The sequence below is a fragment of the Bifidobacterium sp. W8103 genome, assembly GCF_016100775.1.
Classification (GTDB): domain Bacteria; phylum Actinomycetota; class Actinomycetes; order Actinomycetales; family Bifidobacteriaceae; genus Bombiscardovia; species Bombiscardovia choladohabitans.
The window spans coordinates 74,525-88,265 of the sequence record NZ_JACFRV010000002.1; the positions used below are offsets into that span (position 1 = coordinate 74,525).

Annotated in this window: 12 protein-coding genes; 6 read left to right on the top strand and 6 right to left on the bottom strand. The window is 65.2% G+C overall.

Annotation, left to right across the window (positions count from 1 at the left end):
- Nucleotides 1–6: 6 nt before the first annotated feature.
- Complete coding sequence (locus tag H3U90_RS07060; protein WP_232341318.1) at nucleotides 7–1,437, bottom strand: LCP family protein; 1,431 nt, start codon at nucleotides 1,435–1,437, stop codon at nucleotides 7–9.
- A gap of 325 nt (nucleotides 1,438–1,762) precedes the next feature.
- Between H3U90_RS07060 and H3U90_RS07065 the strand changes: the two genes are divergently transcribed.
- The 3 genes from H3U90_RS07065 to H3U90_RS07075 are packed head-to-tail and all read left to right on the top strand — an operon-like array spanning nucleotide 1,763 to nucleotide 6,739.
- Nucleotides 1,763–2,020, top strand: a complete 258-nt coding sequence (locus tag H3U90_RS07065) for a WhiB family transcriptional regulator (protein WP_029678496.1) — start codon at nucleotides 1,763–1,765, stop codon at nucleotides 2,018–2,020.
- 58 nt (nucleotides 2,021–2,078) lie between these two features.
- On the top strand, nucleotides 2,079–5,219 hold the full coding sequence (locus H3U90_RS07070; RefSeq protein WP_198177684.1) for a glycosyltransferase: 3,141 nt from the start codon (nucleotides 2,079–2,081) through the stop codon (nucleotides 5,217–5,219).
- Entirely contained in the window at nucleotides 5,216–6,739 is a 1,524-nt protein-coding gene (locus tag H3U90_RS07075; protein WP_198177685.1) for a DUF5719 family protein, read from the top strand. Before H3U90_RS07070 ends, H3U90_RS07075 begins: the two co-directional genes overlap by 4 nt.
- A gap of 10 nt (nucleotides 6,740–6,749) precedes the next feature.
- On the opposite strand, the gene H3U90_RS07080 is transcribed toward H3U90_RS07075, so the two are convergent.
- Entirely contained in the window at nucleotides 6,750–7,184 is a 435-nt protein-coding gene (locus H3U90_RS07080) for a metallopeptidase family protein (protein ID WP_029678500.1), read from the bottom strand.
- A 65-nt stretch (nucleotides 7,185–7,249) separates the two neighbouring features.
- On the opposite strand from H3U90_RS07080, the gene H3U90_RS07085 reads away from it, so the two are divergent.
- Together H3U90_RS07085 and H3U90_RS08415 are read left to right on the top strand one after the other, a co-directional pair.
- Entirely contained in the window at nucleotides 7,250–8,089 is an 840-nt protein-coding gene (locus tag H3U90_RS07085) for an HAD-IIB family hydrolase (protein ID WP_415873748.1), read from the top strand.
- A gap of 175 nt (nucleotides 8,090–8,264) precedes the next feature.
- Nucleotides 8,265–8,957 carry a ComF family protein gene (locus tag H3U90_RS08415; RefSeq protein ID WP_198177686.1) on the top strand — a complete coding sequence of 231 codons (693 nt, stop codon included), beginning with the start codon at nucleotides 8,265–8,267 and terminating at the stop codon, nucleotides 8,955–8,957.
- Here the strand turns inward: H3U90_RS08415 and H3U90_RS07095 are convergent.
- From H3U90_RS07095 to H3U90_RS07110, 4 genes are all read right to left on the bottom strand, one after another.
- Complete coding sequence (locus H3U90_RS07095) at nucleotides 8,954–10,306, bottom strand: Y-family DNA polymerase (protein WP_198177687.1); 1,353 nt, start codon at nucleotides 10,304–10,306, stop codon at nucleotides 8,954–8,956. The two genes, H3U90_RS08415 and H3U90_RS07095, sit on opposite strands and share 4 nt — an antisense overlap.
- Nucleotides 10,303–10,923 carry a LexA family protein gene (locus tag H3U90_RS07100; protein ID WP_198177688.1) on the bottom strand — a complete coding sequence of 207 codons (621 nt, stop codon included), beginning with the start codon at nucleotides 10,921–10,923 and terminating at the stop codon, nucleotides 10,303–10,305. Before H3U90_RS07100 ends, H3U90_RS07095 begins: the two co-directional genes overlap by 4 nt.
- Before the next feature lie 70 nt (nucleotides 10,924–10,993).
- Nucleotides 10,994–12,133: a sensor histidine kinase gene (locus H3U90_RS07105; protein ID WP_415873749.1), complete on the bottom strand. Its 1,140-nt coding sequence runs from the start codon at nucleotides 12,131–12,133 to the stop codon at nucleotides 10,994–10,996.
- A 9-nt stretch (nucleotides 12,134–12,142) separates the two neighbouring features.
- Entirely contained in the window at nucleotides 12,143–12,886 is a 744-nt protein-coding gene (locus H3U90_RS07110) for a response regulator transcription factor (protein ID WP_198177689.1), read from the bottom strand.
- Nucleotides 12,887–13,109: 223 nt separating this feature from the next.
- Here H3U90_RS07110 and H3U90_RS07115 point away from each other — a divergent pair, with 223 nt between their 5' ends.
- Entirely contained in the window at nucleotides 13,110–13,730 is a 621-nt protein-coding gene (locus H3U90_RS07115) for a CarD family transcriptional regulator (RefSeq protein ID WP_198177690.1), read from the top strand.
- Nucleotides 13,731–13,741 lie beyond the last annotated feature (11 nt).

A 13,741-nucleotide genomic window follows, 5' to 3' on the forward strand; every position in this document is an offset into this window, starting at 1 on the left:
AATCCGCTATCTCTGCGCCGGAACCGCACAGACCGTGGCGAACAGGTAGCGGTCGGCCATGCCGATGTACTGTCCGGTGTTCGCGTCCTTGATGGTCCCGTCGTTCGGATCGACGATTCCGCCTGTGCTTGGATCAATCAGGGTCTTATTGGGCATGGTGATCAGTCCCGTGCGCGGATCCGGATCGGGCAGAGCGGTGGCGGAAGCGGAGGGGGTCTGGGTGGGGGACTGTGTTTCGGAGTTCCTGCTCCGGGTTTGGGCCTTGCCCTGTGCTCTTTGGGTGCCTTGGGTCTGATTGTCCGAGGAGGAGGTGGATGACGAGGAGGCTGTCTCGGCTTCCTCATTGGCCTGTGTCAACGGCTTGCCCTGGCGCAGCAGACGCCAGATGGTTTCGGCCTGCTCGGTCCATACCACCCGGTAGCGGTCCTGGGACCATTCCTTGACCGGTATGGTCCGGGCGTAGATGTGCGCGGTGTCGATGTGCTTGAGCGAGTTGCCCAGGCCCAGCAGGGTCTGGAAGCTGCCCAGACCCTCGCTCAGCTGCAGGGTGGACATGGAGGTGGTGGCCAGGCGGTAGGCCTTGGGAAGGTCTGAATAAATGTCGACGTTCTTGGCCTCGTTGACCAGGCTCTTGATCAGGTACTGCTGGCGGGTGGTGCGCATAATGTCCGATCCGTCGGCGCCGGTGCCATGGCGCATGCGGGCGTACTCGGTGGCCTGGGTCCCGTCCAGATGGTGCAGGCCGCGCTTCAGATCAATGCCGGTGTAGCTGTCCTTGGTGTCCTTGGGGATGCATACGTCGACCCCGCCCAGGGCGTCGATGATGGATTTGAATCCGTTGAAGTCGGCCACCACGAACTGCTGGATGTCCAGGCCGGTCAGGGAGCGGACCGCAGCAAGGGAGCAGCTGGCGGCCGAATTCGCATCGCCGCCTTGGTTGTAGCCCTCAGCGAAGATGGAGTTGAACATGACCTGTCGGCGGGCCGGGATGGTCTCGCCCTTGCTGGTGACGCAGGCCGGGGCGTTCACAATGGAGTCCCTGGGGATGGAGACCACGTTCACATAGGAGCGGTCGGCGGCGATCTGGACCACCATGGCCGTGTCGGACTGGTGGTTCTCCTCCAGGCCGTCCCCGCTGCCGCCCACCTCCGAATTGCCCTTGCCGTCGCGGGTGTCCTGGCCCAGTACCAGGACGTTCAGGGTCTTGCCCTTGTAGATGTCTTCCGGGGCCTTGTGGGCTTGGGTCAGGTTGATGGGCTCGAGCACGTGCATATGCCCATTGATGTCTGTCCAGAAGGCTGCCACGGTCGAGGCCAGGAAGCAAAGAACGAAGGTGAGGGCCAGACAGATGCCCGTGCGCAGGGAGTGGCTGCTGCGGAACCCGTCGCTGTGCTGGGGTTTGCCGTTCCTGCCCGCCTTGATGTTGGGCAGACCCATCTTTCTGGTTGGGGACGTCAATGGTATGCCTTCCTCATCGGCTGTCGCTGTAGGGGCCATTCCGGCGGGAAGAACCGGGATGGCGCTGGCGCGTGCTTGAACCAGTCACAGTATAGTCTGACCCCCATCCGCAGCTCCTCTTGGGGCGATACGAATCCCTCAACGTGTCGCTTAGTTGCGCTTGCAGGCATTTAGGGGTTGACAGAAGACCCCGGCAGTGTCTGTAATAAAAGTGTGTAAACACACTAGGGACTGGGGGGTCGCTATGAGTGGTTTTGTAGACACTCGATACAGCAATACAACTAAAAACAGGCTGACGCCGCTGATGCAATGGTTCGAGGTCAACATCGGACCATCCTGGCGGAGCGAGGCGCTCTGTGCACAGACCGACCCGGAGGCGTTCTTCCCGGGCAAGGGAGGCTCCACACAGGAGGCCAAACGGGTCTGCGCCGACTGCACCGTCCGCAAGCAGTGCCTGGACTGGGCGGTCGAACACGACGAGCGCTTTGGCATCTGGGGCGGCATGAGCGAACGGGAGCGCCGCCGTTACAAGAAGAGGATGCGCGCGCAGCGTCAGGTCTGAATCGCCGCAGGTGCCCGAGCGGGGCATCCGGTGACCTGGATTGCGTAGACTGGAACGCATGAGTTTCGTCGCGCCTCAAGCCCAGGATGTCCGGCAGGTACTCTCTGCAGTCATGAACGAATGTTCGCCTGCCGCCAGCCCTCATGTTGAGGATGCGGTGGCTGCGGTGATCACCGTCGAGCATGACCTGACCTACCTGCCTGACACCCTGCGTGCCCTCTTGCGGCAGAGCCTCTTGCCGCGCCTTCTGATCATCGCGGACTGCTCGGGGGCCACTGTGGAGCCTCTCTATGCGCAATTCCCGGTGGACGGGCCAGTGCGGATGGAGGTGCAGGTGGTTCGCGCCCGGGGCGCCTCCTCCTTCGGCGATGCCGTGGACAAGGCGCTTGGCTATGCCCGTCTGCCTGGTCGGGTTCGAGCACTTTGGCTTCTGCACGACGACTGCCGTCCATTGGACAATCATTGCCTGGATCAGCTGGTGGACACCTGGCACAGCAATCCCACTGCCTCCCTGTTGGGCGCCAAGCAGTACGACTGGCAGGGCGAGGGCCTGCGGGACGTGGGTCGGTATGCCTATCGTCACCGAACGGTTGGCCTGGTAGTGGACAGCGAGCCCGACCAGGAACAGTATGACGCGCGTCAGGATGTCTTCGCGGTGAGCCTGGCCGGCGCCCTGGTGCCCATGCAGACCATGAAGGACCTGGGCGGACCGGGTGCCTGGGCCGGCACTTTCGGCCAGGCCGACGATCTCTGCCGCCGCATCTGCCTGTCCGGCGGACGTGTGGTGGTGGTGCCCGGCGCCCGGATGGCCCATGCCGGCGCCCGGTTGAGCGGATTGCGCGACCGGAATGGACGGCCGGTGCAGCCCGACCACCGCTTGGATGCCTCCATGGGCCCCATACTGGCTCGGGAGCGTTACCTGCTGACCGATTTTGCCCTGCCCTGGTGGCTCCTGGTCTGGCTCTGGCGGGCCCTGGCGGCACTGTGGTTCACGGTCGTTGATCTTATCGGCAAGCGGCCCTACAGGGCCCTCTGCCGTCTGTGTGCGCCCTGGCGGATCCTGGCTCGTCCTGCAGCCTTGCTGACCATGCGTCGCCGTCTGACTTCCGCCTGCCATGGCGGTCCCCGTCGATTGGACGTTCTTCAGGCCAACGGTCAGCAGATCCGGCAGTGGCGGCAGCGCAGGCAGGCCTTCCGCGACCAGCAGGAGCACCCCATGCTCAGCCACCTAGCCCTGGCCCATCTGCGCCGGCAGTTTCTGCGTCGCCTGGCCTGGGCGACAGGCATGACCCTGGCCGTCTTGGTGGCCCTGGTGGCCACCCACTGGCCCCTGTGTCGTGCCATCTTCTCAGGAGGGGCCATCCATGCGCCCTCCCTGCCCTCGTCGGGAGCCGACTGGTCCCGCCTGCTGGAGGCGGCAACCACCTCCTGGTCCTGGGCCGGGGGCGTGGGACAGCCCGCAGTTCCTGCCCCCTTCCTTCTGGTCCTTCTGCCCTTCGCTCTGCTCACCGGCGGTCATGTGGCCCAGGCCATGGCCCTGATGCTCCTGGCAGAGACGGGACTGGCCGCTCTGTCTTTCTGGGCGCTGGTCGGCGTGGTCACCAGGTCCAATCCCATCCGCGTCCTGCTGGGGCTGCTCTGGGCTAGCCTGGCATTCGCCCTGGGCATGGTGGATGGTCTGCAGCTGCCCATGCTGACGGTCATGGCCTTCATGCCCGCTGCCTTTGCCTTCGTTTTCAAGGCCGTGGGGCTGTATCAGACCGAGGCTCCCGTGCACCCCAAGGCTTCGGTGCAGCAGGCGGCTCTGGCCTCCATCTGCTTTCTGCCGGTCCTGGCAGCCGAACCTCAGCTCATACTGGCCATGATTCCGCTCTTCATCATGGCGATCTGCCTGGTGCCCTCCCATCGGATCATGCTGCTGCTGATGCCCCTGCCTTCGGTGCTGGCCCTGGCACCCACCCTGGTCAACTCCCTGCATCATGCCAAGGATGGGCTTTGGAGGCAGCTTTTCGCAGACCTGATGGTTCCTTCGGCAGACCTGACTGGCCAGCCTCGAACCGGGAGCCTGGGGGAGATGCTGGCCCGTCTGCTGGGCCTGGATGTTTCGGCTCTGTGGCCTATCAGGTGGCGGGCTGAACTCTGGCGTCCGGTCACCCTGGTCTGCTGTCTGCTGGCGGTTGCCCTGCTGGCCTTTGTTGCCCTGGTTGTGCCTCGGGTGCTCAAGGCGGCCAGGATTCTGTGGATCACGGTACTGCTGGGTCTGGTCCTGGCGCTGGTCTCGCAGGCGGTCTGCACAGGTCTGGATGAAACAGGTCCAGTGGCTGGTTCAGTCCTGCCCGGCGTGATGATGGCCTTCATGGGGTTGCTGACGTGTCTGGGCCTCCTGGCAGGCAGGGCCGTCCGTCCCTTCTCGCCCCTTGCTCCCGGGCATGACCAGGCCCCCGACAACGATGCCGATCGTCCGCCCCTGCCTCCTGCGCAGTCATCCCCGACGTCAGCGGTTGCAGTCGGTGGTGGCGGAAGGGTTTTAAGGCTCCTCCTGGGCCTGCTCCTGACCCTGGTCACTGCAGGCGTGGCGGTGGCCGGTCTGGCTGCGCCTGCCGGCGGGCCCCTGTCGGCTGACGGCCGACAGCTTCCGGCAGTCGCGGTGGACTACCTTGACAAGGATCCATCCCACCGGGTGCTGGTGCTGACCTCGCCCTCCCATGGCCGCGTGGCCTACACCGGTCTGCACACTTCACGAGGGGATCTGATCGATGCCTCGCCTGCCCTGCGTGCCCAGCGGGTGAACGGCGGGCGGATGACCGGCGAGGATGTCCTCTCGCATTCGGCGGCGTCTCTGATGGCCAATGCCGACTCCAAGGCCGTAGCCGCGGTGACCGACCTGGGCTTCGGCGGAATCTACGTGCCCGTCGACCGTTCCGGGGCAGCGGGCTTGGGGTCCACGCCCAACGATGACCTGGTATCCAACATCACTGCCAGCGATGGCGCGCAGCTGGTGGTGGCCAACGCCCAGGGAACCTATTTCCGTTTGAGCTCGCAGTCCGGCAAGGATGTGGGCGTTGATATGGCCGGGGTCGATCAAGCAGAGGCCAGCACCTGGAGGAGGGTCTGGCTGTGGACCCTGGGTCTGATCCTGCTGGGATACTGCCTGGTGGCGCTGCCGCGTCCGGGCTATTTCGGAGGGGAGCAACTATGAGTGGACGAAGCAAGGGATCCCTGGTGGCCGCTCTGGTCACGGCACCCCTGGTGGCGGTTTTGATTGCAGCGCTGCTGATCTGGACGCCTCCTGCCTCCCTGGCCGATGGGGCCAAGGGCTCGACTGTCGTAGCCAGCCGGGTCAGCCAGCGGGAGGTGGCGGCCTACTGTCCGGCCCGCCTGGCGGTAGCGGACGAGGACAAGGTCGGCGATGACCAGTTCAAGGCATCGGAGGGCGATCTGAGCTCACGTGTCACTGCTGCCGCCTTCGGATCCATCGGCGGTTCCAGCCTGACTCCAATGGGGGGTGGGCAACGCACCACGGTGACTGATCCTGATCTCTTGGACGGGCAGAAGGCCATGGCCGCATCGCTCGATCCCGGTGCCTCGGCAACAGCCTTCGATTCCCGGATGCTCAAGTCCCAGCCGGGCACAGGGGCTGCCGTCGGCATGGTCTCATGGGCCACCAAGGGCGATCTTAGGGGGATTCAGGCGCTGGCCTGCCCCCGGGCCGTCATGAATGCGGACTTCCTGCTGCCCGCCACCAGCAGAGGGACCACCCAACGGCTGGTGGCCTACAATCCGTCATCCAAAGCCACGGTGATCAGTATTGAGGTCCAGGGTTCGCACTCCTCGGGCCATTTGTCCCTGGAGACAGGGAAGACCATGACCGTGGCTCCCGGCGGCCATGCCTCATACGATCTGTCTGCGGCGGCTCCTGGCCAGCAGGCCATTTACGTCCGGGCTCGCAGCTCCCAGGCCCCGGTGGCCATGTCGGTCTCCGTCAATGTCATGTCGGGGCTTGATCCACGCGGGTCGGATCAGATGGCTGCCTTGCCGGCTCCAGGCCGTGATCTGGTCATTGCCGGCCTGCGAGGTGCAGACCAGGCCACCCTGCTTCTTCAGGGCTCCCATGCCACGGCGGTGGACCTGTCCTGGGTGGATGAAGGCGGTCAGCAATCCCTGCGACGGGTGGATCTGGAGGGTTCTCAGGCCACGGCGGTGGATCTTGGCGGCGTGCCCGATGGCAAGCTGGCTCTGCACGTGCATGCCGACCGGCCTGTGCGAGCGGTCCTGCAGGTGACCGGCCAGGGCAGTCAGGACCAGTCGCAGTCCGACCTGGCTCTGATTCCTGCGGGGACTGCTGCAGCATCCTCGGCCCTGACCATATCCCAGCCTGCCCAGGCTGCGCTGACCCTGGTCAACCCATCGGCGAATCCGGTCAAGGCCGAACTGGTTGGATTCGATGACAAGGGCAACAAATTGGAAGAGCGCTCACTGACTGTTGAGGCGGGTCGAGCCAGCGAGCTTTCGACTCACGATCTGGGCGATCAGGTGGCCGCCGTGCGGCTGAATGAGGAATCTGGGCATGGCTCCTCACGGCTGATCTGGAACGCCCGCCTGAGTGTGGACGCGGTCAACCAGGCTGGCCTGGCCGGTCTGGCGGTCATGGTCCCTGACGGGCTCATGCCCACCACCACCGTGATCCGCTCCGGCCCCGACTCCACCGTCCTGCCCTAAGATTCGGCCCTCAGCGTCCCCACATGGGGTCGATCTCCTCGGGGTCGCGCCCGTAGAGGTCTGCCAGCTGCAGGACCAGCTCGTCGCGGATGATCAGCTCCAGCTCGGTGCGGTCCCGGGTCTTGCTTTGGATTGGCATTCGGTATAGGACAATCCTGGCGGGGATGCCACGTCCTGCCGGGAAACTGCGCGAGAAGAGGTCCGACCTGTCCTCCCAGGGGGTGGGGTCGGAGGGTGGCACATCCTCGACCGCGAATTGGACAGGTTTGACCAGCTGAGGCCAGCCGGCGCCCAGCCGCCGGATCTGGGCTGCGGTCAGATCGTCGAAGATTCCACACCTGGTGCGATAGCGGGGCAGGCGGGTGCCGAAGGTGGGCCGACGGATCCCCCGGCCATGGCTGTCCCGATAGACGGTGCGGGCCCAAGGCGGCTGATCGTTGATCATGACACTCACCATAGCCCCTCAACTCGGTGGCAGTTTCGATTCAGGGTGTCTTGTAGCATGGAGCGATGATCGACAAGTGGATGGGAGCAATCATGGCGGAGGACGGTGCGATGAACGTGGCCTGGTGGGGCAGCCAGGACATAGGGTCCATCTGCGCACGGGCACGGATGCTGGCCTTCGATCTGGACAATACTCTGGCGCTGTCCAAGACCCGTATGGACCAGACCATGGCCGTCCATTTCGCCGCCCTGACCCGGCTCAGGCCCGTGGCCATCGTCTCGGGCGGACGGTTCAGCCAGTTCCGCGACCAGGTGCTGGATGCCCTGCCCGACGATACCCGTTTCGATCAGCTTCATCTGATGCCCACCAGTGGCACCCGCTACTACCGCTGGCAGGACGGAAGCTGGAATTGCGTCTACGCGCACGACCTGAGTGCCCAGGACCGGCAGGCCGCCGAGGCCAGTCTGGAGCGCAGGGCCAAGCAGCTGGGCGACTGGGAGGATCAGGTCTGGGGGCCTCGCATCGAGGATCGCGGCAGCCAGATAACCTTCTCCGCCCTGGGTCAGCAGGCGCCCGTGGAAGCCAAGGAGGCCTGGGATCCCGACAACAGCCGCAAGGATGCCCTGGCCCGGGCCGTGGCCGCCGATCTGCCCCACCTGCAGGTGCGCTCCGGCGGCTCCACCAGCGTGGACATCTCAGCCAAGGGCATCGACAAGGCCTATGCCATGACCTCCCTGGCCAGGATACTGGGCGTGGAAGTCGGCCAGATCGCCTTCGTGGGCGACCGGATGGATCCGGACGGCAACGACTATCCGGCGGCTGAGGCCGGGGCCATGGCTCTGCGTGTGCACAATCCGGCCGATGCACTGGACCTGATCCGGGCCTTGGAGGCTGACCTGGCCTGAACCTGTCTGCAGACAATTCTGTGAACAGCGATTCTGTGAACAGCTGGCCCGTTCATGCACATGGTCTTCCCCTGCTTGCCTATCCTCTGCACTTGAGGGTTGGCTGGGCTATATGCGCAACCTTTCATTGGCATCCGTCCGATTCCGACAGGCGGTTTGTGCTGTTGCCTCAGCCGTGGCCAGCTCGGCCCTGGACCTGCTGGCTCCTCGGGCCTGCGCCGGCTGCGATCGCCCTGACTTTCTGCTCTGCTCCTCTTGCAGATCTCTGCTCTTCCGGCCCCTGTTGGTGCCTGCGCCCGCCTATGCCCTTGGTCTGGCCCTGGCATGCGCTCCATATCGCGGACCCGTCCGGCGAATCATTCTGGCATGGAAGGACCATGACAACCGGCCCTTGGATGGACCCTTGGGCCAGGTCATGGCCGGTCTGGCTCCGGTCCTGTCCAGGCTGATCGATCCCCTGCTCCGGTCCAAGCCCGCGAAGGCGATTCTGGTGGTTCCCGCCCCCTCCTCGGCTGCCTCCTTGCGGAGGCGGGGGAGGGTTCATCTGCAGCCGATCCTTTTGTCTCTGGTCCAGGCCCTGCAGTGGCAGGGTCTGGACGCCCGGGCGGAGCCGGCACTGATCATGGACTCCGTGAGAACCAAGTCTGTCCAGGCGGGCGGCCGCCGGAACCGTTCGCGTCGGCTGGCGGGCCGGATTACAGTTGCGGATCCATCGCAGTTGGTCGACCATCCTGTCCTGGTGGTGGACGACATCATCACCACGGGATCCACCATCCGCCAGTGCGCTCGTGCCCTGGAGGCCGCAGGCGCCCTGCCCCTGGCCGCCCTGGCTCTGGCGGCCGTTCCTCCAGGCCATGAGGATCTCTAGCGGGCCCGGGCCACGGCCATCTCATCCCAGCGGGTGGTGGACCGGGGGGAGAGCATGCCCCGGTTCATGGCCCAGTCGGCACCCGTATCCTCATCGCCCCGGCCCTGGCCGCGGATGCCACCGTAGCCTACGCCTACCCGGAAGGGACCGAAACGGCGGGTGGCATCCTCCAGGACGTCCCCCAGGCCACGGGTGTCCCGGGCTGCGTCCAGGCCTTCCAGGGTGTGGAAGTGGTCAGCATCGGTCAGGTCCAGTAGAACCACCCCGGCCCGGATCCAGCGGGCGTGCGGATCCACACGGCCCTTGAGCGCCCGGCTGGCTGCGCCGGCGATGACCAGGGGATCGTCGCTGGGATCCTCCAGGACGACGGTCCTGCTGGCTGCGCAGAACTGCTGGGGTGCATAAGGACTGGTGGAACAGAAGACCTGCACTTTTCCGCACAGACCATGCTGTCGACGCAGACGGCGGCAGGCCTTCTGGGCGTAGATGCTCAATGCCTGGGCCAGGGTGGCGTAGCCCTCGATGGGGTGGGAGAACATGCGCGAGCACAGAATCTGATTGGTGCGCACGCCCCTGGCGGCATCCGTCTCGGGCTCGATGCAGGGCCGTCCCCTCAATTCCAGCACGGTGCGCTGCAGCATGACGGAGAACCGGTGACGGATCAGTGAGGGGTCGGCATCGCGCAGGTCCAGGGCGGTGGTGATGCCCATGCCCATGAGCCTGCCGGTCAGCCGTCGGCCCACCCCCCAGACCTGGTCGACGGGCACTGATGCCAGAGCCTGATCGCCGTACTGGGCCTCTACTTGGCTCCAGAGGGTGATCCCTTCGGTCGAGGGATGGTCCTTGGCCCAGTGGTTGGCCACCTTGGCCAGGGTCTTGGTGGGCGCCACACCCACACTGACGGGGATGCCGGTCGATCGCAGGACCGCGGCGCGCAGCTCCCGGCAGATTTCGACGGTGTGTTTGTCGTTCCAGATGCTGTCCATGAAGCACTCGTCGATGGAGTAGACCTCCTGGTTGGGCAGGAAATGGGCCATGATGGCCATCATGCGCCTGGAGAGACTGGCGTAGAGCTCATAGTTGGAACTGCGGGCCACCACCCCGTCCTGCAGGGCCCGTTCGCGAATGGTGAACCAGGGTGTGCCGTTGGTGATGCCCAGGGCCTTGGCCGGGCGGTTGCGGGCCACCACGCAGCCGTCGTTATTGGACAGCACGACCACCGGGCGGTCAGCCAGGGAGGGGTCGAAGACAGCCTCGCAGGAGGCAAAGAAAGAGTTGGCGTCGGCCAGGACCACCTGACTGGTCAGAGCGGTCCCGGCTGCAGGATAGGCCGGTCTCTGCGCGCTCATACCGAGCCCCAGCCCGTGGAAGGGTAGACGGGCCTCCGGCCTTGACCTCCCGTCGTGCGCCCACGCCCGTGCGGGGTGTGTCCGGGATAGGTGACCTGAGGCAGGGGAGAGCCGCTCCGGGATTCGCCTTTGGTATCCACCCGCTGCCAGTGGTAGTTGCCGATGACCACCCCCCAGATGACCAGTTCCTCGCCCTCCTGGGGCATGAAGTCGGGGTAGGCGGGGTTTTCGGCCCGCAGCATGGTCCTTCCCTTGCGCCTGGCCAGCCGCTTGACCAGCAGCTCGTCGTCCAGGATGGCGATGACGATGTCCCCTTCGCGCGGCTCCAGGGAACGGTCGACCACCAGCAGGTCCCCATCGAAGATGCCGGCGCCGGTCATGGAATCGCCGGCCACATGGATGATGAAGGTGGAGTCGGGGTGGACGATGACGTTCTGGTCGAAGCTGAAGTCGCCGCTGAAGTAGTCCTGGGCCACTGAGGGGAAGCCGGCGTGGACGGCCTCCAGGGCCTGGGGGACAGGGCTGGGGTGTCCTCGGAAGAGGCTCAGGGCATCGACCCGGCACTCCGGCAGGGAAGCAGGGGCCGCATCCGGCGACCCATGAATGGTAGCGACCATGGCACACCTCGAACTCGATGGCATTCGAACAAATGTTCGATTTCATTATGAGTCGAAGTGCGCCTCCCCGTCAATGCGGCGCGTCGGAACCGCCGGAGCGGCTCCCGTCCCCCTCGTCCTCGTCGGGTTCGCGGTGATATCTGGGCAGGGTGATCTCGAAGTCCGCTCCGCGCGGATCGTCCACCACCTGTACCTGGCCTCCATGCAGCTGGGCCGCCCAGCGGGCGATGGACAGCCCCAGCCCGGTGCCGCCGGACTCCGTACCAGGCCCGGCCTTGCCCTTGACGAAGCGCCGGAAGATGTCGGTACGGGCCTCGGGGGGTATCTGCGAGCCGAAGTTGACTACGTTGGTGACTATGGCCTCCTGCTGCCGGTCCTCGTGGGCCTGGATCAGCACCGTGGTGCCGTCGGCCGAGTGCTTCAGTGCATTGCTGATGACGTTGGTGAAGAGCTGGCGCAGCCGGTCCTGGTCGCCCTCCATCCTCAGACCCTTCTCCAGATCAACCTGGATGTCGTGGGCGTGCCCGGCGTCGGCTATGGCCAGGGGCTGAAGGGTCTCGTCGATGAAATCCCCGAAGTCGAAGTCCTCGATCTGCAGGCTGGCGGCACCGGCCTCCATCCGCGACAGGTCCAGCAGGAAGGCGATCAGGTCGGACAGCCGGTGGGTCTGTTCCAGAATCCCCTCCAGGTTGGCTGGCGTGGGCTCGGTCACCCCGTCCGCCATGTTCTCCACCATGGCCTGCAGGGCCGAGACGGGGGTGCGCAGCTCGTGGCTGACATTGGCCACCATGTCCCGGCGCATCTGGTCGGCATGCTGGAGCTCCTCGGCCATCTCGTTGAAGGACTGGGCCAGGAGCCCCACCTCGTCATGGCTGGTCGTGGTGGCGTGGACCCGGACCGTATAGTCCCCGTCGGCCATGGCTTCGGCCGCATCCCGCATCTGCCGCAGGGGGGCGGTGAGCCCTCGGGAAAAGAAGTAGGTGATCCCCAGGGCCACCACCAGGGTCAGCGGCATGGCGATCCAGCCGCTCCAGCCCATTTTCAGCAGGAACCAGGCCATGACGAAGGCGATGGCTGTGGAGATGATGATCAGGACGCTCAGCTCCACCTTCAACGAGGCGAAGGATCCGATGGGCCGTTCGCGGTCCACCCGCGCACTCAGACCGGGCCCCTTACGCCGGCTTCTGCCGTCCTTGCTCATGGCGTGCATCCGTGGCCGCTACCGCTGGTCCTGGTCCTGTTCCTGATCCTCGGGCGGTTCGAAGGCGTAGCCCACCCCATGCACGGTACGGATCATCTGGGAGCCCAGCTTGTGGCGCAGGGCCTTGACGTGGGAGTCCACCGTCCTGGTGCCCGAGGCATCCACCCAGTCCCAGACCTCCTCCAGCAGCTTCTCGCGGGTGAGCACGGACTTGGGCCGACGGGCCAGCGTGGCCAGCAGGTCGAATTCGGTGGGGGTCAGGTGGATCTGTTCCCCGCGCAGGGTCACGATGCGCTGGGCCGGGTCGATGACCAGGGATCCGAAGTCCAGCACCTTCTCGTTCTCGGAGTTCTTGGCGATGACCTTGGCCCGCTCCACCCGGCGCAGAAGGGCCTTGCAGCGGGCGATCAGCTCGCGCATGGAGAAGGGCTTGGTCATATAGTCGTCGGCCCCGGCGCCCAGACCGGTCACCTTGTCGGCCTCGTCGTCCCGGGCGGTCAGGATGAGCACCGGCACCGGCCGCTCGGCCACGATCCGCTTGGTGGCCTCCAGTCCGTCCATGACGGGCAGCATGATGTCCATGATGATCAGGTCGGGTTTGATCTGGGACGCGGCCTGCACGGCGCTGGCACCGTCCGAGGCCACCCGTGCCGTCCACCCTTCGGCGGTGATGCGTTGGGCGATGGCGGTGGCCAGGGTGGGTTCGTCCTCAACCACCAGGATGGTGCTGGGTGTAGTGTAGCGGCTTGTGTTTTTGATCATGCCTACCTCTGTCTTCGATCACTGATCCGCAAAACGATGCTCGTCATGCGGGGTGGAGCCTTGCCGACATTCGTTCCACCACCGTCGTTTCTTCCAGAATAGTCTTCAGAGCCTCCAGGGGAAGTGTGCTCGCAGAGAATCGCGTCGCCTCCGAGCCCCGTCGGCAAGTCCATGCGCAATGACATTATTATATGGTATTTTATCGACTCGTTCTGGAGGACATATGGGTTACAAGGTCGGTGACATGGTCGTCTATCCGCGTCATGGGGCCGCCAGGGTGGATGCCATCACCGAACGGACCGTCAAGGGCGTCACCCGCAAGTACCTGCAGCTTTCCGTGCTCTCCTCTGATGGGCTGGTCATCAACGTCCCCGTCGAGAACGCGGCCAAGGTGGGCGTCAGGGACATCGTCGACGCCAAGGCGGTGGCCAAGGTCTTCGAGATCCTTCGCACCCCGGTGGTCGAGGAGAAGGAGATGAACTGGTCCCGCCGCTACAAGCTGAACGTGGAGAAGATCGCCACCGGCGAGGTCAACAAGATCGCCGAGGTCGTGCGCGACCTCTCCCAGCGTGACGTGGACGAGCATGGACTTTCGGCGGGCGAGAAGCGGATGCTGATCAAGGCCCGCAAGATTCTGACCTCCGAGATCGCCCTGTCCGAGAAGCTGGACGAGGACGAGGCCCAGCGTCTGCTGGACGTCAACCTGGGCTATGCGGAGCCCATGCCCGGCGACGACAAGCACCATACCAAGTCCCCCAAGGAGCCGGCTTCCAAGACCCTGGCACGGGTGGCCCAGGAAGCCGCCAAGAACAAGGCCAAGGGCAAGACCAAGGCCAAGCGCTGAGGCCGGATCCG